Genomic DNA, 22,767 nt, shown 5'->3' with positions numbered 1-22,767 from the left:
TGTACGTCATCATTTCGTATGACGAGCCCGGTGACCCGTCATCACGGCGAGCAGCGACACCACCGCCCCCGTCGCACGCTGTGCTGTCACCAAACCCACCCGACGCTGCGGGCGCGGTGGCTGGTTGTGCGCGCAACCGCAACAGCGAACTCATGTACACGCAGCACCTTTTCGGCACCGATCGGCGGATCCGGCACGCCGTGGACCAGACGCTACAGGGTGTCCCGGCTAGCTGACGGCCCCAACCGCGCACGCTGCCGCGGCGATACCGTCTTGCCGGTTCCAGGGGACACCAAATCGAGTGTCGCGGGCAGGATCAATGTGGTGGGGGTTGTATTGCGCCGGGTTTGGTGCAGGTGAACTGCATGACGTTGAGGTGGCCGCGGCGGAAGTGGTCGGCGCACTCGGTCAGATAGCTGATGTAGGAGTTGTAGGTGTGTTGTCCGGCGAGTTCGATCGCCCGGTCGCGGTGCTCCTGCAGAGAGGTGGCCCACCTGTCCAGGGTGGTGGTGTAGTGGGATCCCAGTTCCTGAATGCGGGTGAGGGTGAATCCGGCGTCCTGCGCGTATTCGTTGATTCCCCTGGGGTTGTGGCCGGTTGATCGTGGGAGCCGGCTACTCGGGAAGACGGTGCCGCGTAGGAACGCGAATTCGGTTTCGGTCGTCAGGCTGGGTACCTGGTCCGCTTGCGCGTCGTGCGGGTCATGGGCGACGACGGTTTGTACCAGCAGCACTCCGTCGTCGGGCATTATCCGGTAGGCGAAGTCGAAGAAGTCGGGGTATCGCTGGTGGTGGATGTGTTCGAGTGCGCCGATGCAGACGATGCGGTCTACGGGGCGGTCGAATTGTTGCCAGCCTTGCTGTCGCACACCGCCGTAGGGGCGGCCGTGGATGAGCCGGTCAACGAGGCGGTCTCGTACGTACCGGTGCTGGTTGCGGTGCGGCGTCAGCCCGATCGCATTGACGCCGTAGGTGTCCATGGCGCGCAGCATGGTCGAACCCCAGCCGCAGCCGACGTCGAGCAGGGTCATCCCCGGTCGCAGATCGCATTTGGCCAGTGCAAGGTCGATCTTGGCGGACTGGGCTTGTTCCAGGGTGTCGTCCGGGTGAGTCCAGTACGCGCAACTGTAGGTGCGAGTCGGGTCGAGGAACTGCGCGAAGAACTCGTCGGGTAGCTGGTCGCGGGACGGGATCTGACGGTCGGCGGGGGCGTAACCGGTCATGGTGCGGGTCTTCCTTGCATGCAGGCCGAATCGTGTCGGTGTCCTCCCGCCATACAGCTGAGGTTGGACCGCCCTTCGGGGCGCGATTGTCTGCGAGTCGTCGATCGGGCGGCTGGGGGTGCCTAGGTCGGGTGGCATCCAGATCCGAGATTACAGATCTCACAGCTGTGCGAAACGGTGCGTGAGCAACATTTAACCAGGAAGTAACTGTAGTGCTCGTCAGAGAGACGCCGGTGCGCGACGAGCACGAAGCGCGGTCCTGTCCGGGTTATTGGCCCGAAGCCGCGTTCCAGGACAAACTCTGGCGGCCCGACCTGATGGCGTTGGCCGAGTTCGCCGAGATGCGCATCATTCACCACCACAGTGACCGGGTCGGGTGGATCCAGCAGCGAGGAATCCACACGGCGGTTCTACAACGTCGGCTCGGCAGACGAGTCTCGACGAGTGATGTGGCTCGTCGGTGGTGGATCCGGCGTGTCAAGGCGAGCTCGCCGGGTTCGCCGTCGACGATCCACCCCATGACCGATTTCGGGCAACACCACGAGTCGTCGGGGGTGCTCGTCATGGACCACACCGTCGGCTTCGGCCGCGACCGCCTGCTCGGCACGTATCTGCTCGCTCGCCTGCACCGTCGGTTCGCCGAGCGGGCCGCTGCCTCGCAGAACGCGGCCTGCGACCGGGTTGGTCGGCACATCGACCTCGGATCGCCCGATCAGGTGCACACGGTGCTGGCCGATTAGCTCGGCTTGCCGATCCAACGAGAGGCCGGTTCCGACCGCGCCGCGTTGTCCGAGCTGTCGCAGCAGTACCCGCACCCGTTTCTGACGCACCTATTGGACTGGCACGACGCCATTCGAGACCGGGATACCGTCGCCGCTGCCCTTTCCGTGGCGACGCGGCCTTGAACAATGTGGGCTCCTGGTAGGTACGCCAGGCCCGGCCCGCAAGCCCGGCGCCAACCACCAGCAGGACCGGCGGACCCATGCCGTGAACTCGTCACCGGTGTGCGACTGCCTCATGCGGCCGCGGCGTGATCGGGCCGGCCGAGAATCTTCCGCAGCCGATCGGAAATATGGTGAACCACAACCTGGTTCAGGAGCTTGTTCGGACCGGAATCTTGGTCTCGCGCAACCTGGAATGGATGGTGTTCTGGTGCCGCGGAATTTGTCGGGTTCGAAATGTGTGCATGGAACCGGGCCCCAGGCGTACACCCGGATAGGCCGATAGCTCTTGGGGGACTGAGAAGCGTGCAGGCATCTCGGAAGCCCGTGAGTCTTCGGCGACCGGTGCGGACCACCGGGCAATGCCATTGCGCGACAAGAGATCTACGAATCTACCCCTCCAACCATGACCCCGCAGGCGTCGTGATCGGTTGTCGGCTGCCATGGCTGCCGAGACTGCAGCGGCTCGGTTGCGGACTTGACGGCGCGAACACACTGCTCTGGTCAGCTCCGAGTGCGGCAGCCGGGATGCCTCCGAAGCAGTTGGTAGTGATTTCGTCGGCATCCGGGCATCGGCTCGCGCGACCATGGTCGCGATACCCGCGCCGAAGCCGTTCACAGACCAGCAACTCCAGCCAAGAGAGGTTGCAGGTCGAATCGGGTCTCCGGGCAACACGCGATCTGCGACCATTGCAGGGACGTTCGATCCACGAACACCCCTGACATCCCTACCGCGAACCACGAGGACGCGGGAAAGGGCATCTCGATTACGACCCAACCCATCCAAGAAGGTGCTTCACGACAGCGGAAGGAACCAGACGGATGTTGCTGCTTACCCCCACCGCGATCGAAGCCGTTCGCACTATTACCTCCACCGGGGACGCGCCAATGGAGGCGGGGCTGCGAATCTCGGCGACTGACGGCGCCGAGACGCTGCAGATGGCGGTCACCGCAGGACCAGAGGAGCAAGACCGGGTCGTGACCACCCAAGGAGCACGGGTCTTCCTCGACGAGCAGGCCGCCGCTTTCCTGGATGACAAGATCCTCGACACCGGCCAAGACCACGACGGGCAAGGCGGCTTCGTCCTCGCCCAGCAGGACCAGAACACCAGTCGATGAACTGACTCCGATGAAATCGGGTCCCCGGCAGCGCCAGTGTCCAAACGATGACGCCGACGGTAACCGGACTGATGGAATGTTCGCCGCGCAGGTGGTGGCGGCAACCACGCGCGGTGAGGCCCCGCAGTGATCCCCGGCGAGCCAGATCAACCTGCCGCAGGCGTCAGCGGAGCCGGAATTCCGCGTACCTGAAACGCCTACCGCTAACCCGCAGCACATCTGCAATAGGTCTGATCCCGATGTGAACTCCGGGGTGCCGTGCGTATCCCAAGCCCGACGCGGCTGACATGGCTGCATCGAAGTGGTGAAGCCCAGGAATGCTCCCGGGCTTCACCCAATAGGGAATCGTCACATGGAGCACAACCAATCCACCGGGAAGATAGTCGTGGTGCCTCGACCACGTGGCGATGCTTGACTCGTTCCAGAAAGCGGACGAGACTCTGGGCGTGCCTATGGCCACGGAATTCCAGCAGATGCTGCGGGGAGTTTCGCTTCGGGTGACCGCTCCGCGTGTCGCGGTATTGAGTGCGGTGCACGACCATCCGCACGCCGACACGGATTCGATCATCCGCGCCGTCCGATCTCGCCTGTCAGCGGTGTCCCACCAGGCGGTGTACGACTCGTTGCGCGTGCTCACCGGCGCGGGCCTGCTGCGATGTATTCAGCCGTACGGCTCGGTCGCACGCTACGAAACACGGGTCGGTGACAACCACCATCACGTCGTATGCCGGGCGTGCGGATCGATCGCCGATGTCGACTGCGCGGTCGGCGAGGCTCCGTGCTTGACCGCGTCCGACGACAGCGGCTTCGCCATCGATGAGGCCGAGGTCATCTACTGGGGCCTGTGTCCCGATTGCGTCGCATCGCACGCCGGTTGATCACGTCCTGACCACAACCTATTCAGGAAGGAATGTCATGACATCCGATAGCCGCCCACCCGCTCCCGAGGCCGGAACTCGAAGTGCGAGTGAGAGCGAGAACCCGGCCATCCCGTCCCCGACTCCGCAGACCGATCATCGGCCCCGCACGAACATGGACTGGTGGCCGGAACAGATCGATGTGTCGGTGCTGCACGCGCATTCGTCCAAGTCCAACCCACTGGGCGAGGATTTCGACTATGCCGAGGAGTTCAAGAAGCTCGATGTCGACGCGCTGAAGGCCGATGTCGCCGCGGTGCTGACCGATTCGCAGGACTGGTGGCCCGCGGACTACGGCAACTACGGTGGCCTGTTCATCCGGATGAGCTGGCATGCGGCGGGTACGTACCGAATCGCCGACGGGCGCGGTGGCGGCGGTCAGGGCGCGCAGCGCTTCGCGCCGCTCAACAGTTGGCCGGATAACGCCAGCCTGGACAAGGCGCGTCGGCTGCTGTGGCCGGTCAAGCAGAAGTACGGCAACAAGATCTCCTGGGCGGACCTGTTGGTTTTCGCTGGCAATGTCGCTCTCGATTCGATGGGTTTCCAGACCTTCGGCTTCGGTTTCGGGCGCCCCGATATCTGGGAGCCGGAAGAGGTGTACTGGGGTCCGGAGGACAGCTGGCTCGGCGATGAGCGCTACAGCGGTGACCGGGATCTGGCGAAACCGTTTGGCGCTGTCCAGATGGGTCTGATCTATGTGAATCCGGAAGGGCCCAACGGCCGCCCGGATCCGGTGGCCGCCGCGCGGGACATCCGCGAGACGTTCGGCCGGATGGCGATGAACGACGAGGAGACCGTCGCACTGATCGTCGGCGGCCATACTTTCGGCAAGACCCACGGTGCGGGCGATGCCGACCTGGTCGGTCCCGAACCCGAAGCGGCCCCGCTCGAGCAGCAGGGCCTGGGCTGGAAGAGTTCCTACGGTACCGGCAAGGGTAAGGACGCCATCACCAGCGGTCTCGAGGTCGTCTGGACCGCCACGCCGACCAAGTGGGACAACAGCTTTCTGCAGAACCTGTACGGCTACGAGTGGGAGCTGACCAAGAGCCCAGCCGGGGCGTGGCAGTACAAGGCGAAGGACGGTGCGGGCGCGATTCCGGATCCGTTCGGCGGGCCCGCCCGAACCCCGACCATGCTGACTACGGACCTGTCGTTGCGCGAAGATCCGATCTATCGGGAGATCACCCGCCGCTGGCTGGATCACCCCGAGGAACTGACCGAGGCGTTCGCCAAGGCGTGGTACAAGCTGCTGCACCGTGATATGGGACCGCTCAGCCGTTATCTCGGGCCGTGGGTTCCGGAGCCGCAGCTGTGGCAGGATCCGGTTCCGGCCGTCGATCACGAACTGGTCGATGAACAGGACGTCGCGGCGCTGAAGCGAAGCGTCCTCGACTCCGGCCTCTCGGTCGCGCAGCTGGTCAAGACCGCGTGGGCGTCGGCGGCGAGCTACCGCAGCACCGACAAGCGCGGCGGCGCCAACGGCGCCCGGATTCGGCTGCAGCCGCAAAAGGATTGGGAGGTCAACGAACCCGCCGAGTTGGCGAAGGTACTGCCCGTGCTCGAGCAGATCCAGCGCGAGTTCAACGATTCGGCCGCCGGCGGTAAGAAGGTGTCACTGGCCGACCTGATCATCCTCGCCGGGTCCGCGGCGGTCGAGAAAGCGGCCAGGGACGCCGGTCACGACATCACGGTGCCGTTCGCACCCGGTCGGACCGACGCCACGCAGGACAACACCGATGTGGTCTCGTTCGCGGTGCTCGAACCGCGGGCGGACGGGTTCCGCAACTATGTGCGGTCCGGCGAGAAGGCTCCGCTGGAGCGTCTGCTGCTCGACCGCGCGTACATGCTCGATGTAACGGCTCCGGAGATGACGGTACTGATCGGCGGTCTGCGCGCTCTTGGCGCCAACTACGGCGGCAGCAAGCACGGTGTGCTCACTGAACGTCCGGGCCTGCTGACCAACGACTTCTTCGTCAACCTGCTCGACATGCGCACGGAGTGGCAGGCGTCGGAGTCGGCGGAGAACGTCTACGAGGGTTTCGACCGGTCCTCAGGGGAGCCGAAATGGACGGCCACCGCCAACGACCTCGTCTTCGGCTCGCACTCGGTGCTGCGCGCGATGGCCGAAGTCTATGCGCAAAACGACGCCGCGGAGCGGTTCGTGAAGGACTTCGTCGCCGCGTGGGTCAAGGTGGTCGACAACGACCGATTCGACCTCGCCTGATCTGGACCGGGGCTGCGACGGGCGTGGCGCGCCCTGACGTGTCACGACCCAGTCAGGTAGTGCCGCGGCCTCGGCAGTAGGAGCGAACGCCCTCATCTCGCGGCCTGATCCGGCTCGCAGGCCGGACATCGATCAGCCAGATCCCGGCGTCGGTGCAGGCCAAGAAATCCGGAACATGCTCTGCCACAACATCATCTGTGACGAACCGCTGCCTCGTCGGCTGCGGCAACACATCCGTCACACCACCAACGAAATCCAACACCTGTCACATCGAGCTGCAGTCCTACATGCCGCGCTGAATGCGCGCCAGCGAGGAGGACCCGCCCGCCTGGAATAGGAATACCTCCGGCGAGCGCAAGTCCTGGAACCTGACGAACCGTAGTTCCCGATAGCGAGAAAGCGCAACCGGGCGCCGCCCACGCCGTCGGCGCAGGCCCTGGCCCTGGTGGTGCGGGCCTCGCCATCGTCGACGTCCGTCTCGCGTGACTTGCTGCGCGTCAGTCCGGCAGCCAGTGCAGCTCGTGTGCCAGGGTTTTGGCGACGGTACGGATGCGGCGGTGTAGTGGTGACTGCTCGCGTGGGAGGACCAGGTGGATCGTCAGGCTGGGTGCGCCGCGCAGTGGTCGCCAGGTGAGACCGGCCGGTTGTGTCGTGAGCGCGGTTTCACCGGCCGGGGCGAGGGTGAGCCCGTCGCGTAGGTCGCGCTGAGACATGTCGAAAGAGACTGCGGGCGTGTGGAATCGAGGGTGTGGTCGGGTGTCGCGGAACAGTGCGGACAGCTGATCGTGGATCACGGGGTTGGCCGCACGGTCGGGCAGTCGCAGCGGGTACGCGGCCGCGTCGGCGATCTCGATCTCCGGGTGTTCGGCCAGCGGATGATGCTGCGCCAATTGGACCCCGACGCGCACACGCCGCAACAGGAACCGGCGCACGCCACGGCCCGGCTGTTCACCGCGGGTGATCCCGGCATCGATGCGGCCGTCGGCGACTGCGGGGGAGATCTCCGGTGTCGCCATCGGGACCGCGCCGACCTCGAGTCCCGGGCTGCTGCGAATGAGCCTGTCCACCAGGGCCGGTGCCGTCTCGGCCCCGGCGCTGAGGCTGTATCCGATACGCAGCGTGCCCAGTTCACCGGCGCCCGCGCTCCGGGCGGTGTCCCATGCCCGGTCCAGCGCCGCCAGCGCGGGGGGCGCGGACTCCGCCAAAGCCGCACCGGCCGTGGTCAATACGACGCTACGGGTGTTACGAACCAGCAGGGCCGTACCGAGTTCCGCCTCCAATCGGCGCATCCGGGCACTGAGTGCGGGCTGCGCGATACCGATCCGTGCGGCCGCGCGGGTGAAGTTCAACTCCTGCGCCAGCACCAGAAAGTACCGCAGGCTCACCGTATCCGGCGCCACATACCCTCCCCGTCGATTGATAACGATCCGTTCTGAGCCTATCCCGTCCCGGTCTTTCCCTCGACCACACATCAAGCCCTAACCTGCGCATATGACGATTCAACCGACCGCGGTACTGGATATCGCACTCACACACACCGCCGACCCTGATCTGGACGGAGGTCGTCATGCATAAGTTGTTGGTCCTGTATCCCAAGCCCGCCGACCCTGACCACTTCCGCGACTACTACGTGACCAACCACCTTCCGCTGGTCATGGAGATGCCCGGCCTGCTCGCGTGGCGCTACAGCTTCGACGTGGCGGCGACCAAGGGAGAAGCGCCGTATTTCGTGGTCTTCGAAGGCGACTTCGCTGACGCCGCCGCCCTGGCCGCGGCTCGGGCGTCGGCGCAAGGCCAGCGGGCGGCCGCCGATGTCGTCAACTACGCCACCGGCGGTGTGGTCGTCATCGACTATCCGGTGCAGGACGGCACCAGCTGAGGCAGGACGGCACGCTCCGGGACGCCTTCGGTCGGCCGATGCGGCCAGGTCCGGCTCTCGGCGGAAACGCCGTTCCCGCATACCGCGCTGACCGAACCGGCCAGCGCGGGGGCGTGGAAGATCAACGGGCAGGGGTCATCTGAAGGCCAGTATCAGCGCAGTAAGGCGAGATCAGGCCGGATGATCTCGCCGCGATGTCTTGTGCCGGCCTTCGACGTCGGCGCTACCGATCATCTCGACACGGTGGTTGTGGGACGCGGATCAGCAGTGTTCGTATTGACGTACGTAGGGCTGCGACTCCGGTAGGACGTTGTATCCGGGTGTCTGGCAGCCGCCGACCACGACCTCGAAAAAGGGGCCCCTGGAGTAGAAGACGGGGCCGTTGGGTGTGTGGATCGTGTAGTCGACCGCCGCGCCGGAGCCTGCCAGGTAGGGAAGATGCAGATCGGCGAGTTGTGTGGTCTGCGCGGCGCTGAATTCCGTACCTACGGGAGGGAATACGGTGACGCCCAGTGTGCGGCCTTCAAAAGGCGGGTCGTAGACGGACACCCAAGCGAAGAACGGGATGGGTTGATCGGTCAGGAACCACTGCCACAGGTCGAGTTCGTCATTGGACGGGAAGCGAGGGGTGGGCTCTTGGTGGGGGGTGACGCGATCATGTGGCCATGGATACGACCCGGGGCGCCGTTCCGAGTGATTGGGTAACCCGCGCTCCCGCTCATGAACGGTGGATACGGTCCACTGGTTGGATGCCAGTTCGGGGAAGTCCCGGATGATTCGGCGCATCGCCGCGGTGGCGCGGTGGGGTTCGCTCTCGGAGCCCGCCCGGATGTCGATGGCGTTGGTGATGCGGCTCGCGTCGCCGCCTCTCGAGTCCCAGTGCACTTCGGTGCCAGCGGCCCATAGTCGCGCCCAGTTGTTTGCGGCGTTCGCTTCCGTGCTCACGTCACGGCCGAAAAGCCAGTATGCGGAATAGGAGTCCGCCATCCGGTCGATGGTGACGTTCATCGGTTCGCCGTGGAAACGCCGCGGAAGCGGTTGAGTGCCCATGGTATTCACCACGGACGCGGCCTCTGCCGGTGTGGCCTCGTCCCTGAGTCGCACGTCGAGATAGGCGTGGAAGATTTTGCCCTCGTAGTGCTCGAAGCGGTGAGACGCGTCGGTCACCCCAGGAAGGGCCCGGATGGCCGTCTCGATCTTGCGTGACCAGCTGTCATGCTCGGCCTGGTCGCGTCCATGTCCGAAATAGCCACATCCGGTCAGCAGGACAGCCGCCATCAGCAACACGAGGGCGGGCACGGTAGAGCGCATAACGTTGATCTTGCCAGCAATTGGCGTCACAGCGCTGCCGCCGACGCGCCCCCAGTTCTGTGGCCGGATTGCGAGAGTTTCGACGCAGCTGGGGAATTGCGGTGGCGTAACGGACGGGGACGCCCTATGCCGCTTACGGGTCGCTTTGGACTGGCTGGGATGGTCGAACCAGGTCACTATGTCCGATGGTGGGCGTCGCTGGGGTGTTAGCCCGAGGACCAGTGGCCGACCGAAAGTAGTGCGCCGAGCGTCGCAGTGCGACTAGAGGATCATGAGCACGGCCGGGATGACGGCCACTACCAGGCACATAACGACCAGCAACACGATGCCGATGAACACCGAGGAGAGGAAGAGCACCAGGGCGGGACGGGCCTTCCGATGCGCTGACGGTCGAATCCCATCCTTTTTGCCGAAAGCAACTTCCACCCCAGCGACGCGGCCCTTGCCGGCCTCGATCTTCTCGATGATCGCTTCGATTCCACTTCTATGCTCGACCTGTTCACTCTTACCCACGCCGCCAGCATGCCACGAAACGGACATCCCGTGGCCGATGGCAAGGCGCTACAGGCCACCGCGCGGCATCCGAACTGCACTCGCCGCCGTTCGTGCCGACGGCCAACCCCCGACGCGGCGAATCTTCGAGTGCTGGAACGCTTGCCGACGCCGATGTTGGCCACCGCACACAGGACGCTCTACACCATCCCAGTGGCAAAGCACGGACTGCTCGGCCACGCCGATAAAACGCCTCTCGAAATCGGCACCATGCTCGACGATCTCACAGCCTTAGCCGACAAAAGCAACATCGACACCGCCGCACTGACGAACCTCGCCGCCCGGCTCGACATCCCGAATAGACCGGCGGACACCGGCTGTGCTGACCGAACTGAACGCCGCCGGCCAGAGGTCCGACTGAAGGAAGTTTGGAACATCCGCTACTGCCGCAATCCGCACGGTCCGATTGACCGCCCGGACCGACCACAAATCTGCACACCGGTATCGATCCGGACTGTACGTCTGTGGCCAGTTTTGGAACACCGGTTACCGGTTTACCCCGATACCGGTTTGGGCGCGAACTTGCTCGACACCGCAAATGTTCATACCTAGGCTCAGCAGATGCCCGATCGGTTCGGCGTGCCCGACAACATGTTTGGCCCTATGCCGGAAGACTTCTATTCAGCGGTCGGCCGCGTCGTGTTGATTGCCGCACTGCTCGAGGTCAAGCTCGTTGACTTGCTCAATACCCTAGATCGTGTCCCACAGACGACACACGCTGGCAAGCATGGCGCAGAACTCGTCAAGTCCGCGCTGAAGTCCCTCGAGTCCACCAACCCGGCGCTCCGCGACCAGGGCAAGACTGTGCTGGTAGAAGCACTCGACGCGTTGGACCGCCGCAATGATGTTGTCCACAACGTGTGGACCGCTCCCACATCCGACGCCGCCTATGGCTGGCGTGCCGTTCATAGACGCTTGCGAAGCGAGCCGCATCAACCGCATGTTGGTACCACCATGTCGCTGACCGATCTCAGCGATTTCATTGGTCAACTGATTCGGCTGGTCGCACAGATCGACGACCTTCGGCAACAGGTGGAAGCGACACTGTAGTCAGCAAGCCCGTCGCAGATCATATTTGACACGTTGCTGCGACCTCACATCGCAGATGCGGCAGTCCCTAAGATGGTCGAGTCAGAATACGTCTAGCTCGTCACGGACTGATGCCACGGCGACAAACCGACCGTCTCAGGCCTGTTGGCCTTCGTCGCTTCAGGCTAGCGGTTTCGTCACCGGCTAGTACACTCCGCCGATGGGTTGGTCGGGCACTACAACCGTCGTGCTGTTGAAACAGAACCAATACCAGTCGCCGCTGAGGTGATGGGATGCGCCTGTCGCGGGCCGGTGGCCAGAAAGATTGGCAAAGCCACTTCCCATCGAGCAATGGGACGCCATAGGGCCAGTCCTGAAGTAGATGCCGTCGTTGCGGCGTTCCACGCCGCGATCGCCGCTGGGTTCCACACCGCGAATGCGATAAAGGCCGAGGCGGTCACCTTCGAACGTCCGTGGATCGATCCCGGCACTCACCTGCTGTGCCGCATCGTCGAAGGCGTGCGCCGAGAAGTGCCAGCGCACAGCCATTGGCAGGTCTGCGCTCCATAGGATGGCCGTGAGCGCGACTATCAGTGCGGGAGCAGCCAGGGGGCCGAGCTCAGGTACCCGAAGCCGCCGGGATCGGACTGCCAGGATCGGGTAGACGATGACCACGCACAACACCACAGCCACCACGTATGTCCCCCCGAGGATCAGCAACGGCGACAACGACATCAGCTCGGCGCTGGCCGGCTTGCTCGCCGAGACGAGTATCCCAAGGCAGGCCACGATGGTGCAGACGAGCAGAAGATACCTGCGAAGCCGCGACCGTAATCGTCGGTTCCCCGGTCGGCTTTTCTCGGTTTGGGCCGTGCTCATGCCGGGAGCCTAGACTCCAGCCTGAGATCGTGGGTGTCGGCGTGTCGCCGCCGGTGAAAGGCTGGCACCGCGCCGTCGATGCCGAGCGAACCTTCCCTCGGCGTTGACACACACGCCTGTCGAATTTGTCTGTAATACAACCAAATTCGCCGTGGCCGTCGCGCACAGCCTCGCGGATGATCGGTGGCAGGCCGGTTTGGAGTACCTGACGGGTTCTGGGCGTGGAGTTGCCGGACAAGAACTGCCCCGCTATTCATCGCAGTCGTTGTCGCGCGCGGGGAGATGCTCCAACTGGCTGCCGTCAGCTTCGGATTCGAGTTCGGTCAGAAGCGTTTCGAGGCGGGCGGCAATTGTGTTGTGTCGCTCAGCTTCTCGGGGCCGTCCGCGGTCGGTGGCGTCCTCGGCGAGGGTGTGTTCCAGACCGTCGGGATCGCGTAGGCGTGTGCGAGCTCGGCGAGGGTTACCGCGCCGAGGTCGATCTCCTCGGCGGGCGCGGATCCGACCGTGGCGTACTGGCCCGGTTGGAAGTCGATGAGGACGATCGCGCAGTTCTGCGGTGTGAGCTGGTGATCGTTCTTCGGGTCACGGACGGGCTCGGGGCGGGTTTTCGACATTGGTCCTCGTCGATGAGTTCGGAAAGGTCTGTACCCGCCCCGGGCCTCGATGCGTGACCGCTGCTCAGGACCGAATGAATGCGAGCAGGTCGGCGTTGATGGTCGCGGCTTCGGTGGTCGGCATACCGTGCGGGAAACCCGGATACGTCTTGAGGGTGCTGTTGGGCAACAGTCCGGCCGAGCGGATGCCGGTGTTCTCGATCGGGACCACCTGGTCATCCTCCCCGTGCATGACGAGGGTGGGGATCGTGATCTTGGTGAGCTCATCGGTGAAGTCGGTCTGGGAGAATGCGACGACACCGTCGTAGTGGGCCTTGGCGCCGCCGGCCATGCCTTGGCGCCACCAGTTGGCGATCACTCCTTCGGAGGGCTGTGCGCCGGGCCGGTTGTAGCCGTAGAACGGTCCTTCGGCGAACGTGCGGAAGAAGTCCGACCGGCGGGTGGCGACCTGTTCCTGGATGCCATCGAAGACTGACTTGTCCAATCCGCCCGGATTGTCGGCGGTCTTCACCATGATCGGCGGCACCGCACTGATCAGAACGGCTTTGGCCGCCCGATCCTGTCCGTGGCGCGTCAGGTAACGCACGACCTCCCCACCGCCGGTGGAATGACCGACATGAACCGCGTCCGACAGATCGAGATGGGTGACGACGGCGGCCAGGTCATCGGCATAGTGGTCCATATCGTGCCCTTCGGCGACCTGAGCGGAACGGCCATGGCCACGCCGGTCGTGAGCAACCACCCGGAAACCGTGGGACACGAAGAACATCAGCTGTGCGTCCCAGTCATCCGAGGACAGAGGCCAGCCGTGGCTGAAGACGATGGGCTGTCCGCTGCCCCAGTCCTTGTAGTAGATGTCGACGCCGTCCGAGGTTGTAATGAAAGGCATGTGGGACTCCTTGTGATCGGATACTCGGTTGTTGCCCGCAGGTATCAACTGGAACCGGTTGGGCGACAATGCTTCTGAAAGGTTGACGCCGGATCAGTGTGCTCGATTCGGACCTGGCGCGCCCCGCTGTGCGCGCCACGAATCCCCCATTTTCGGCCATCCCGGTTCGCGGTCGCCGGATCCTTCGAACAGTTGTGACTGGCCTTGTGCCATTGCGAGCTGCACTCTCGGGCACGCTGGCACAGGGCCGTGCTTCCCATAAACCACAGTTTGCACGTGGTCTTGTCGCAGCGCACACTCTGACCCAGTTGCCTTTGATCGCAGCAGCAGGTGTCGCCGCCTCGCTCGTCCTCCTGCTTCTCACGCGCCGCCGCGCGACCCCACGACCGCCCGCATAATGCCACGCTTCAGGCGGTGCAGAGTCGATCGTTCGACCGTCCGTGCCGCTGTACACCGTGGCGAACTTGGGGTTCCCGTAGAACTCGCCGAATTTCGGGCGGATTTGGGGTCCTGCGGCGAACGACGGGGGTGGCGGCCGTGCGGCTCGAACACCTCAGGAGCCACACTCTGTGCGGATCAGCGAGCGATCGAGATCGCGAAGGGCGCGAATCCGCTGGATCGGATCACGTGTGGTACGAACAAGATTGCGGCCTCGGCAGCCCGCGCGGTCTCGATCCCGCCGAGGTCCGTGATCCACTCCTGGTGCCAGCCGAGGTCCGCGAGAAGCCCTAGGACGACCTGCTTGGCCTCCGGGTCCTTGCCGGAGAGGAACGCCGTTGGCGTCTGGGTGAGCGCGGCGGGCGCGGTCATCACCGAGTGAAGCATCGTGTTGAGCGTCTTGACGACGTGCGTCTCGGGGAGCGCCTCCTGGAGTTGCTCCGCGAGGCTCGAGCCGGGGTAGAGCAGGTCGGCGGGCAGTCCGTCCGGTCCGTCGACGGTGGCGTTGGAGACGTCTACGAGGATCTTGCCACGCAGTTGCTCGCGTAGCGCGGCGAGCCGCTCCAGCGAGCTGGCGCCCGGCGTGGCGTTGATGACGATCTGCGCTGTCCGGGCAGCGTCGGCGGCAGCGCCCGGCGAGCGGTCCGCCACGGTCACTTCGTGCCCGGCCCGGGTGAGGGCGGTGGCCAGGCCGCCGCCGACGCGGCCGCCGCCGAGGATGGTGATCTTGCTCATGGTGAACTGGTCCTCCTGGTTTCTGTTCTGGTCGGTGGTCAGCGGGAGAGCGTGGCGACCGCATCGGCGTGCACGCCGGGGGCCGCTGCCAGGAAGCTGTCGCTCTCCGGGGTCCAGGAGCGGCCCTCGGCGGTGGAGATCCGTCCGCCGGCCTCGGCGACGAGCAGCGCCCCGGGAAGCAAGTCCGCGCGGGCCCCGGCGAACTGCCAGAAGGCGTCGATCCGGCCGGCGGCCACGTTCAGCAGGTGCAGGGTGGCGGGCACGGCTGTCCGCACCACGAGCGCGTCGATGAGCATCTCGGTGATCGAGGAGCCGACGCGCCGCACGACCTTCTCGTCCTCGTTCGGCCTGGCCTGGCTCGTGGCCACGATGCTCAGCCCGAGGTCCGTGGTCCCCGACACGTGCAGCGGCCGGCCGTCGAGGTGGGCGCCGGCGCCGGCGAGCGCGGTGTAGGTCTCGCCGGTCAGCGGCAGATGGACCGCGGTGAGCACGGGCTGGTTATCGCGCACGAGGGTGGCGGTCACCGCCCACTCCGGCAGGGCGTGCAGGTGGTTGACGTTGCCTTCGGCCGGATCCACGACCCACCATTCGCCGGCCGGCAGAGCGCCGCCGTCGAGCTCCTCCTCCACCCAGCGGGCGTCCGGGCGCAGGACTTCGAGGCGGGGGCGCAGGATGTCGAGAACCGCGTCGTCGTTGGCGGCGAGTGCGCCCATCAGCTCTTCGCGGGTCTGGAACTGGACCACGTCGCCGAAGCGCTCCCGCAGTGCCGAACTCGCCGTGCGTACGGCGATCGCGGTCTGTGCGAGCAGGTCGGCGTCGGAGGCGGAGCCGGCGGCTGTGGCAACACCGGTGTTCCGAATCGACTCGGGCATGGCGGGTGCTCCTATCTGAGCAGGGATGATGAGGTCAGCCGGGCGAGAACCGTGGTCTTTTGCGCCCGCATCTCGAACGTTAGGAGGGACCATCATTAACTTCAAGTGCATGTAAAGCACGGCTAACATGACTCTCATGCAATTGGATTTGAATCTACTCGCCGCGCTCGACGCTCTCCTGGAGGAAGGCAGCGTGGCCGGCGCGGCCGACCGCCTGCACGTGACCGCTCCCGCGATGAGCCGAAGCCTCGGCCGAATCCGGCGTACGACGGGGGATCAGATCCTGGTACGCACAGGGCGCACGATGACCCCGACGCCCTACGCGCTCGCCGTCCGGGAACAGGTGCACGACCTGCTGCGGCAGGTCCAGGGCGTGCTCGCGCCAAGCCGTGAACTCGACCTTGCGACGCTCGAGCGCACCTTTACGCTGCGCTGGCACGACGCACTGGTCGCCCTCAGCGGCCCCGCCCTTCTCGCAGCCGTGCGCGAGCAGGCGCCGGGCGTGCGTCTGCGCTTCATCGCGGAATCGAGCATCGACACCCCCGAGTTGCGGCGCGGCGAGGTCGACCTCGCCGCGAACGCGGACCGCCCGACCGCACCCGAGATTCGCGCCGAAATGGTGGCCGAGACCCAGCACGTCATCGTCGTACGGCGGGGGCACCCGCTCACCCATGTCGAGACCGTCACCGCCGCGCGGTACGCCGCGGCCGAGCACATCACCGTCTCGCGGCGCGGAAAGCTCGGCAACATCCTCGACGACACTCTCGCGCAGCTCGACCTCACCCGACGCGTGGTGGCGACCGCGCCCACCGAAAGAGCCGCGTTCGAGTTCGTGCGAGGCTCCGATCTCCTCGTCACAGCCCCCGAATCCATGGCGCGTTCGGCCGCCGCAGATCTCGGCCTGGTCCTGCTCCCGCTCCCGTTCGACCTGCCGCCGGCCTCGGCGTACCTGTCATGGCATCAGCGCTATGACACCGACCCCGCACACATCTGGCTGCGCGATCTGGCACGGACCGCGTTGACCAGTGCGATGAGAGGACAGGGTCAGACCGCGCGTTGACACCTGCCGACGCAGAGAACCAGTCCGTCATGGGGAACCTGACAGCGGCTGCCAAGGAGGAGGATCATGGCCGGTGCCCGGCACCGTCGTGGTGCGTGGACGCGCGGCCGGAGGTCGCGCGCGGGTCACTCCAGTAATGGACGACGGATCACGGCCGATTGATTTCTGTCGGGTGCCGGCGCGATTCGGGGCACTATGCCTACTCGATGCCGAAGTCCTTGATCCTGCGGTAGATGGTTGCCCGCGACATCCCTAGTGCCGCAGCGGCTTCGGCCTTGTTGCCGCTGTTCTCCTGTAGGCTGCGCACGATCGCGTCGCGTTCCAGTGCCTCGATCCGGCTCAGTTTGCGCCGGGTCAGCGAATGGCATTGCGGTGGCAGGTTGTCGATGTGGATCAGACCGGATCGTTGCTGTGAAATGGTTTCGGCCAGCACCCGGCGTAGTTGGGCGACATTGCCTGGCCACGATAGCTTGTTGAGCTGGCGCATGGCGTCCGGGGCAAGCCGGACTTCGGCGCCGTTGGTCAGCTCGCTCAGCAGGAAGGGGACCAGCTCTTCGAGGTCTTCGATGCGGTGCCGGAGTGCGGGCACGCCGACGGTCTGGCTGAACAGTGGCAGCAGCGAATCGAGAGCCGTAGCGGGCGTGGCCGAATGCATTGTTGCCGCGATCCATCCGCGACCGGCGCAGCCGTGGAGTATGTCCGCGATCGACTCGACCGCCTCGGTCGGCAGGCGGTCTATATCTTTGATGACAACGTTGAAATTGCTGTTGCCGGTTTCGGTGCGCAGCGCGGCCAGCAGGCCCTCGGTGTCGGCGAAGTCGGCCGTCCGCAGCACCCGGGCCATCCTGCCGGGGTTGACGTGCGCGACGACAGATTTCGCGAGTTTTGTTCGTCCGGAACCTTTTTCGCCATCGATGACCACCCATTCCCGATCCCGACAGCAGCGTTCGACCTGCTGGCAGCTGCGCCGCCATGAGCTGCTCCTACCGGCGATGCCGGGCAATGCGAGCGTGCCGTGTGCGATCGGGTGGGTCACGGTGCGGTCGATGTCCAGCTGAACGTGCAGGACCATGTTGAAGCTGCTGCCACGTATCGAAATACGTTCGACTGCTCTCACTTTTGCGGTCTGACCGCTCGGTAACGGGGCCAGGAGGGTGTCGATGGATCCGGAACGAACGAGGTCGGTCGAATATTGCAGCAACGCCTCTTGGTCGTGCGGGTCAAGAGCCTGGCGCAGGTAGGGGTTCATCAGCACCACGTCGCCACCGATCGCGAGAACGCCGAGCGGATACTGGCGGCATTGGCGCAGATACGTCTCCAGCAGCGCGGTCTCGGTCTCGCTGGCGAGCGCGCGCAGCCGGTCCTGGATCTGGCTGCTCGCGCTGTTGGCGAGGGCGAGCAGCAGCGGATCGGATCTGCTGGCCCAGCAGGTGAGATCGATGACGCCCAGCACCGAGCGCGTCAGCGGGTGGCGAATGGGCGAGCCTGCACACGCGAGTCCGCCGAGGGTGCCGAGATAGTGTTCACCACCGCGAATGAACGTCGGGGTGGCTGTTTCCAGGGTGGTGCCGATTCCGTTGGTGCCGACGAAGTCCTCGGCATAGCTGTAGCCGGGAGCGAGTTGCACACCGTCGAGTGTGCGCATGATTGTGGCATCGGCGGCGCAGCGCTCGAGCAGGAGCCCATCCGACGAGGTCAGGATGACGCTGACAGCCTGGTCGGCTAAGTCGCTCGCGAGCCGCCGCAGCACCGGCGCAGCGGCGCTCACCAGCGGGGAGTCGAGATTCGGGTCCCGCACATAAGGCAGCTCCACACGGTCTGGATGGATCTGCAGCGCGCGCGATCGGCACCACGAATCGAGCACAGTGTCGCGCACCGGCGGGAAATCGAGCGAACCCACGGTGAGGAATTGTTCGCGCGCCTTCTCCAGGCTCACGGTGACGTCGGCTCGAGGATCCGGCATCGGCTCATACCTCGGTGTTTGTTGCTCAACCCATGGTGGCGGCCGTCTCAATGGATGACGCGTCTCAGATTGAGACCGTCAGTCTATCGCTTCCGCTGTTTCATGGGCACCAGGAGATGTGCTTCGCCCAGCAAAATCAGGAGAAAGAAGTTTGAGCCGCCAGAGCCTCAGCAAAGCCCATCGGAAGATCACCGACATCTCAGGCGACACCTTGGAACGAGCCCAGTTGGCGATGATCGACCTCGCTCTGGCCCAGTGCGATCTGCGGCCGGGGATGACCTTGTTGGATGTCGGTTGTGGCTGGGGTACGACCATGTTGCGCGCCATGGACACCTACGGGGTGAATGTGATCGGGCTGACTCCCAGCCGCAACCAGTACCGGTATGTGCGGAATCAGCTGGTCGACCGGGTGATCCGAGGGCGCCCCTATGGCGGGGTGCGGCTGCAAGGCTGGGAGGAATTCGACCGCCGCGTAGACCGGATCGTGTGTATCGGCTCGTTCGAACCCTTCGAACGAGACCGCTACGGCGAGTTCTTCGAGTTCGCCTACCGCACAATGCCCGCCGATGGAGTGCTGCTGCTGCAGGTCCTCGTCGGCGGCACCCGCGACGAACTGCGTGGACACGGAATCCAGCACACCAGCATCGATGACGCGTGCATGCGATTCCTCCCCGAAACCATCTTCGGCGGCGGCCCGCTGTTGCCCCCAACCGGACGCGACCCCAAAGGTGTCACCGCATACGCCGAAGACGCCGGCTTCACCGTTACCGGCATGCAGTCGATAGGACCGCACTACGCCACCGCCCTCGACCATTGGGCCGATGCATTGCACGAGCACCGCGACCGCGCCATCGAGCTCGCCGGACCCGATACCTACAACGCCTACATCCGGTACCTGACCGGATGCGCCGACTACGCTCGCTGTCGCCGCATCGACGTCATGCAATTCACCTGCACTAAACCCAGCACACCGCGGTGAACCAGACACGTGACCAGCGACGACAGATCGTCACATCGGGGTTCTTGCTGCCGCAGACCGGGCGGATCGTTCAGGTAGGGACGCCGAGCTGGGCCAGCAGCACGTGAGTATCGGAATTGATCCAGTACTCAGCGAACTTGCCGTCCTCCACGCGCAGCACGTCGGTGCCCGCGAAACGGATCGCGGCGCCTGCCGTTGCCGTCGCGCCGGGGAACCCGCCGCCGTAGGTTCCGGTGGCGATCCACCGGACCGCGCACTGGTCACCGTCCACGATCGGACCCACCTCCACCTGAAACACCAACTCGGAGAAGGCGGCTCGAGTCTGGGCGATCCACGCGACCAATCCCCGCGGGCCTCGCACCGCACTGCCGTCACCACCGTCGAGCAGCGCGGCGTGCACGGTGAAGTCGGGGGCGATGATGTCCTCGGCGAGGCTGTAGTCACCGTTCCAGGTGGTGAGCCATCTGGAGAACAGCTGCCCGACCGTGGTGTCGGTCGTTGATTCCATGACGAAAATCCTTGGTCGAGTGGTGGTTTCAGCTCTGGGTCGGGATCCAGTGCCCGTGTATGCCGGCGGGCACTCGCTGCGGTAGATCGACGGCGGCGATCGGCTCGGACAGATCCGAGGCGTCGAGGATGAGCAGCTGGGACGCGTCGGCCTCGATATCGCTGACGATGGTGAGCAGATAGCCGTCGTCCTCGCGGGTCGCCCCGGCGGCGGGCGCGAAGACGGCCTCGCCGGGCATGCGTCCCGGTCCGTGCGCGAACAGCTGTCGCGCACCGGTCCGGGTGTCGAATTTGACCGTGTGATAGCCGGTCAGTCCGGTTCCCGGGAAAGCGACCGCGTAGCTGTAGCGATTCGGTGCTCCCGTCAGGTCGTCGTTGATGGCGGGGAATTCAACGACCAGATCGTCCAGCGGCTCCTCGGTCGCGGTGCCGGTGGCAGGGTCGAGAATCCAGCGATGGAACGTGGTGCCGACGCCGGGGGTGTCGGGGTAGCCCGGGGCGGCGATCCACCACTTCCAGGAGGTTTCCCAGGCCGCGCGGTCGAAGCGCGGGCATTCGAGCACGACGCGCCCGCGGTCGTCGACATAGGAGTTGGCGACGTGCAGGATGGCCGCCGGGCTGTCGATGTCGAACCAGCTGATCTCTCCCGAGCCGTGCCTGGGCAGCACGCCGATCCGGAACGGCGCGTCGTCGTGCCAGCGGTAGGGGATTCCGGAGTGCTCCGCGGGATCGAAGACAACCGGGGAATGCAGGAAGACGGCATGCTCACGGGTGATCGCGAAATCGTGCATGAGCGAGGGCCCCGCGCCGTCGATCGTGGTCGCCCGGATGATCTCGCCGGACGCGTCCGCGATGTAGTAGATCAGATAGGGCGGGAAGGGGCTGTAGGAGAAGAAGTGCAGCTCGCCCGTGACCGGATCCACTTTGGGATGCGCGGTCATCGAACTGGTCAGCTTCCCGCCGAAGTCGTAGACGCCGACCGTGTCCAGTTCGCCGGTGACCTCCCAGGGCAGATTGGCCTCCTGCAGGGCCAGATAGCGTCCGCCGTGGAAGATGATGTTGGTCGCGGCCGCGCTGACCTCGAGTTCGGTACCTGTGAACGGAACTCCGTCCAGATAGGGCGTCTTCACCCAGCGGTTGCGGTACCACTGCGCGCGCCCGCCGGACAGCCGGATACCGTGCAGCATCCCCGCACCGCGGAACCAATGGGTCGGTGTCACACCCGGTTTGGGATTGTGACCGTTGCGGAAGTAACGGCCGTCGAGGTCGTCGGGCAGTGTTCCGTGGACGGTCAGCTCGAATGCGGTGAGCTCGTCGGGGGTCGGTGCGTAGTGCCCGGTGACATAGGGCCTGGGTGGTTGTGCCATATCGATATCGCCTTTCCGGTGACAGTGATGAGGGTGAGCACAGTGATGGCGGCACAGGTCAGAAAGACCGCGCCGAAGGTGGGCAGGACGGTCAGGAAGGACAGGCCGGCGGCGCCGCCGAGCTGGCGGCTCGCATTCACCAGGCCGCCCGCCAGTCCGCTGTCGGTGGCCGGAACTCCGGCGGAGGCCGACGCGGTGATCCGGACGAAGGCCACGCCCATTCCGGCCCCGATGAGCAGGGTCGGACCGAGCAGATCGATGAGAAAGCTTGCGGCGGACGGTGTCCGGGCCAGCCAGAGCAGGCCGGTTGCGAGCATGAGCAGGCCGACCGGCAGCGTGGCACGGCCCGGAAACCGGCCCGCCACCCAGGAGGAGACGATGATCATCAGCGCAAGCGGAAGTTGGGTCAGCCCGGCGCGTAACGGTGTGTAGCCGAGGGTGTGCTGCTGATACAGCGGCAGATAGTAGAACAATCCCAGCCAGACGGCGCCGAGCAGCGCCATCGCGACATTGGGCCACGCGACCGGCGCCATCCGCGGCGGCAGCAGCGGGTCGGCCACGCGCCGCTGCCGAAAGGCGAAGGCCGCCAGCAGGATCAGTCCTGCGGCCGCCGCCGTCCAGTGGCCCGACAGCCCGTAGATGAGGGCGACGAGCCCGCCGGTAGCGGTGACCGCGCTCGGAACATCCGGTCGCCCACCGACCGCGGGTCTCGGCTCGACCCACCGCCACGTCGTCAGCAGAACGGCGAGCGCGAGGGGAACGACCACGAAGAAGACCGACCGCCAGCCGAAGCGATCGGTGAGCAGTCCGCCCAGCAATACACCCGTGGCACCGCCTGCACCGGATACCGCACCCCAAACCCCCAACGCAACGCCACTGTCCCGGGAATCGCGGTACAGCGTGAGTACCAGGGCCAGCGCCGTCGGCGCCATGAGCGCCGCGCCGAGCCCCTGCACCGATCGGGCCGCGATCAGGGCAGCGATGTCGGGAGCGATCGCCGCGGCCGCCGCCGAAGCCGCGAAAATGCCCGCACCGACGAGGAATACGCGGCGAAGACCGTAGGCGTCGCCGAATCGCCCGCCCGGCAGCAACAGCGCTCCGAACGCCAGCACATAGGCGTTGACCACCCACGACAGGCCGGTCGCCGATGTGCCCAGACCGCTGCGGATCTGCGGCAGGGAGACGTTGACGATAGAGGTGCTGAGCACCACGAGGAACTGCGCGGTAGCCAGCACCGCCAGCGGCAGCCATCGTGTTCTCATGCCGTCAG

22 protein-coding genes are annotated in these 22,767 nt (G+C 65.4%); 9 read left to right on the top strand and 13 right to left on the bottom strand.

What is annotated here, in order from left to right; translation table 11 throughout:
- Positions 1–316: 316 nt before the first annotated feature.
- Positions 317–1,222: a class I SAM-dependent methyltransferase gene (locus ACHQ4I_RS28135; protein ID WP_420774861.1), complete on the bottom strand. Its 906-nt coding sequence runs from the start codon at positions 1,220–1,222 to the stop codon at positions 317–319.
- Between the two features lie 212 nt (positions 1,223–1,434).
- Here ACHQ4I_RS28135 and ACHQ4I_RS28130 point away from each other — a divergent pair, with 212 nt between their 5' ends.
- The 4 genes from ACHQ4I_RS28130 to katG all read left to right on the top strand — a co-directional run bounded on the left by ACHQ4I_RS28130 (position 1,435) and on the right by katG (position 6,423).
- Positions 1,435–1,962: a hypothetical protein gene (locus tag ACHQ4I_RS28130; RefSeq protein WP_420774860.1), complete on the top strand. Its 528-nt coding sequence runs from the start codon at positions 1,435–1,437 to the stop codon at positions 1,960–1,962.
- Positions 1,963–2,985: 1,023 nt separating this feature from the next.
- Entirely contained in the window at positions 2,986–3,282 is a 297-nt protein-coding gene (locus ACHQ4I_RS28125) for a hypothetical protein (protein ID WP_420774859.1), read from the top strand.
- A gap of 452 nt (positions 3,283–3,734) precedes the next feature.
- Positions 3,735–4,160 (top strand): Fur family transcriptional regulator, encoded by a 426-nt coding sequence (locus tag ACHQ4I_RS28120; RefSeq protein WP_420774966.1) that lies wholly within the window; start codon positions 3,735–3,737, stop codon positions 4,158–4,160.
- A 37-nt stretch (positions 4,161–4,197) separates the two neighbouring features.
- Complete coding sequence (katG, locus tag ACHQ4I_RS28115) at positions 4,198–6,423, top strand: catalase/peroxidase HPI (RefSeq protein ID WP_420774858.1); 2,226 nt, start codon at positions 4,198–4,200, stop codon at positions 6,421–6,423.
- A gap of 497 nt (positions 6,424–6,920) precedes the next feature.
- On the opposite strand, the gene ACHQ4I_RS28110 is transcribed toward katG, so the two are convergent.
- Positions 6,921–7,823, bottom strand: a complete 903-nt coding sequence (locus ACHQ4I_RS28110; protein ID WP_420774857.1) for a LysR family transcriptional regulator — start codon at positions 7,821–7,823, stop codon at positions 6,921–6,923.
- A 167-nt stretch (positions 7,824–7,990) separates the two neighbouring features.
- Between ACHQ4I_RS28110 and ACHQ4I_RS28105 the strand changes: the two genes are divergently transcribed.
- Positions 7,991–8,302 carry an EthD family reductase gene (locus ACHQ4I_RS28105; RefSeq protein WP_420774856.1) on the top strand — a complete coding sequence of 104 codons (312 nt, stop codon included), beginning with the start codon at positions 7,991–7,993 and terminating at the stop codon, positions 8,300–8,302.
- A 261-nt stretch (positions 8,303–8,563) separates the two neighbouring features.
- Here ACHQ4I_RS28105 and ACHQ4I_RS28100 read toward each other — a convergent pair whose 3' ends face one another.
- Positions 8,564–9,790 carry a hypothetical protein gene (locus ACHQ4I_RS28100; protein WP_420774855.1) on the bottom strand — a complete coding sequence of 409 codons (1,227 nt, stop codon included), beginning with the start codon at positions 9,788–9,790 and terminating at the stop codon, positions 8,564–8,566.
- 84 nt (positions 9,791–9,874) lie between these two features.
- Positions 9,875–10,126 (bottom strand): hypothetical protein, encoded by a 252-nt coding sequence (locus ACHQ4I_RS28095; RefSeq protein ID WP_420774854.1) that lies wholly within the window; start codon positions 10,124–10,126, stop codon positions 9,875–9,877.
- A 30-nt stretch (positions 10,127–10,156) separates the two neighbouring features.
- Between ACHQ4I_RS28095 and ACHQ4I_RS28090 the strand changes: the two genes are divergently transcribed.
- Positions 10,157–10,717 (top strand): hypothetical protein, encoded by a 561-nt coding sequence (locus tag ACHQ4I_RS28090; protein WP_420774853.1) that lies wholly within the window; start codon positions 10,157–10,159, stop codon positions 10,715–10,717.
- Positions 10,718–10,726: 9 nt separating this feature from the next.
- Positions 10,727–11,215 (top strand): hypothetical protein, encoded by a 489-nt coding sequence (locus tag ACHQ4I_RS28085; RefSeq protein WP_420774852.1) that lies wholly within the window; start codon positions 10,727–10,729, stop codon positions 11,213–11,215.
- 183 nt (positions 11,216–11,398) lie between these two features.
- Here ACHQ4I_RS28085 and ACHQ4I_RS28080 read toward each other — a convergent pair whose 3' ends face one another.
- The 5 genes from ACHQ4I_RS28080 to ACHQ4I_RS28060 form a co-directional block, all read right to left on the bottom strand.
- Positions 11,399–12,073: a hypothetical protein gene (locus ACHQ4I_RS28080; protein WP_420774851.1), complete on the bottom strand. Its 675-nt coding sequence runs from the start codon at positions 12,071–12,073 to the stop codon at positions 11,399–11,401.
- A gap of 323 nt (positions 12,074–12,396) precedes the next feature.
- Positions 12,397–12,687, bottom strand: a complete 291-nt coding sequence (locus ACHQ4I_RS28075; protein ID WP_420774850.1) for a hypothetical protein — start codon at positions 12,685–12,687, stop codon at positions 12,397–12,399.
- Positions 12,688–12,751: 64 nt separating this feature from the next.
- Positions 12,752–13,576, bottom strand: a complete 825-nt coding sequence (locus tag ACHQ4I_RS28070; protein WP_420774849.1) for an alpha/beta fold hydrolase — start codon at positions 13,574–13,576, stop codon at positions 12,752–12,754.
- 576 nt (positions 13,577–14,152) lie between these two features.
- Positions 14,153–14,749 (bottom strand): NADPH-dependent F420 reductase, encoded by a 597-nt coding sequence (locus ACHQ4I_RS28065; RefSeq protein WP_420774848.1) that lies wholly within the window; start codon positions 14,747–14,749, stop codon positions 14,153–14,155.
- A 38-nt stretch (positions 14,750–14,787) separates the two neighbouring features.
- On the bottom strand, positions 14,788–15,621 hold the full coding sequence (locus ACHQ4I_RS28060) for an inositol monophosphatase family protein (protein ID WP_420774847.1): 834 nt from the start codon (positions 15,619–15,621) through the stop codon (positions 14,788–14,790).
- A gap of 136 nt (positions 15,622–15,757) precedes the next feature.
- Between ACHQ4I_RS28060 and ACHQ4I_RS28055 the strand changes: the two genes are divergently transcribed.
- On the top strand, positions 15,758–16,681 hold the full coding sequence (locus ACHQ4I_RS28055; RefSeq protein WP_420774846.1) for a LysR family transcriptional regulator: 924 nt from the start codon (positions 15,758–15,760) through the stop codon (positions 16,679–16,681).
- Positions 16,682–16,880: 199 nt separating this feature from the next.
- Here the strand turns inward: ACHQ4I_RS28055 and ACHQ4I_RS28050 are convergent, their stop codons facing one another.
- Positions 16,881–18,644, bottom strand: coding sequence for a sigma-54-dependent Fis family transcriptional regulator (locus tag ACHQ4I_RS28050; protein ID WP_420774845.1), 1,764 nt, complete (start codon positions 18,642–18,644; stop codon positions 16,881–16,883).
- A 151-nt stretch (positions 18,645–18,795) separates the two neighbouring features.
- Here ACHQ4I_RS28050 and ACHQ4I_RS28045 point away from each other — a divergent pair, with 151 nt between their 5' ends.
- Entirely contained in the window at positions 18,796–19,623 is an 828-nt protein-coding gene (locus ACHQ4I_RS28045) for a class I SAM-dependent methyltransferase (protein WP_420774844.1), read from the top strand.
- Positions 19,624–19,693: 70 nt separating this feature from the next.
- Here ACHQ4I_RS28045 and ACHQ4I_RS28040 read toward each other — a convergent pair whose 3' ends face one another.
- From ACHQ4I_RS28040 to ACHQ4I_RS28030, 3 genes are read right to left on the bottom strand one after another with little or no spacing between them, the layout of a single operon-like run.
- The gene (locus ACHQ4I_RS28040) at positions 19,694–20,131 is read right to left on the bottom strand and encodes an ester cyclase (protein ID WP_420774843.1); all 438 of its coding nucleotides are present in this window, start codon (positions 20,129–20,131) and stop codon (positions 19,694–19,696) included.
- A gap of 28 nt (positions 20,132–20,159) precedes the next feature.
- The gene (locus ACHQ4I_RS28035) at positions 20,160–21,497 is read right to left on the bottom strand and encodes a carotenoid oxygenase family protein (protein ID WP_420774842.1); all 1,338 of its coding nucleotides are present in this window, start codon (positions 21,495–21,497) and stop codon (positions 20,160–20,162) included.
- Positions 21,422–22,759 carry an MFS transporter gene (locus tag ACHQ4I_RS28030; protein ID WP_420774841.1) on the bottom strand — a complete coding sequence of 446 codons (1,338 nt, stop codon included), beginning with the start codon at positions 22,757–22,759 and terminating at the stop codon, positions 21,422–21,424. Before ACHQ4I_RS28030 ends, ACHQ4I_RS28035 begins: the two co-directional genes overlap by 76 nt.
- Positions 22,760–22,767: the final 8 nt, after the last annotated feature.

Origin of the sequence: Nocardia nepalensis (assembly GCF_048910785.1) — a bacterium.
GTDB lineage: Bacteria > Actinomycetota > Actinomycetes > Mycobacteriales > Mycobacteriaceae > Nocardia > Nocardia nepalensis.
This window is presented reverse-complemented; position numbering and strand designations above follow the sequence as displayed.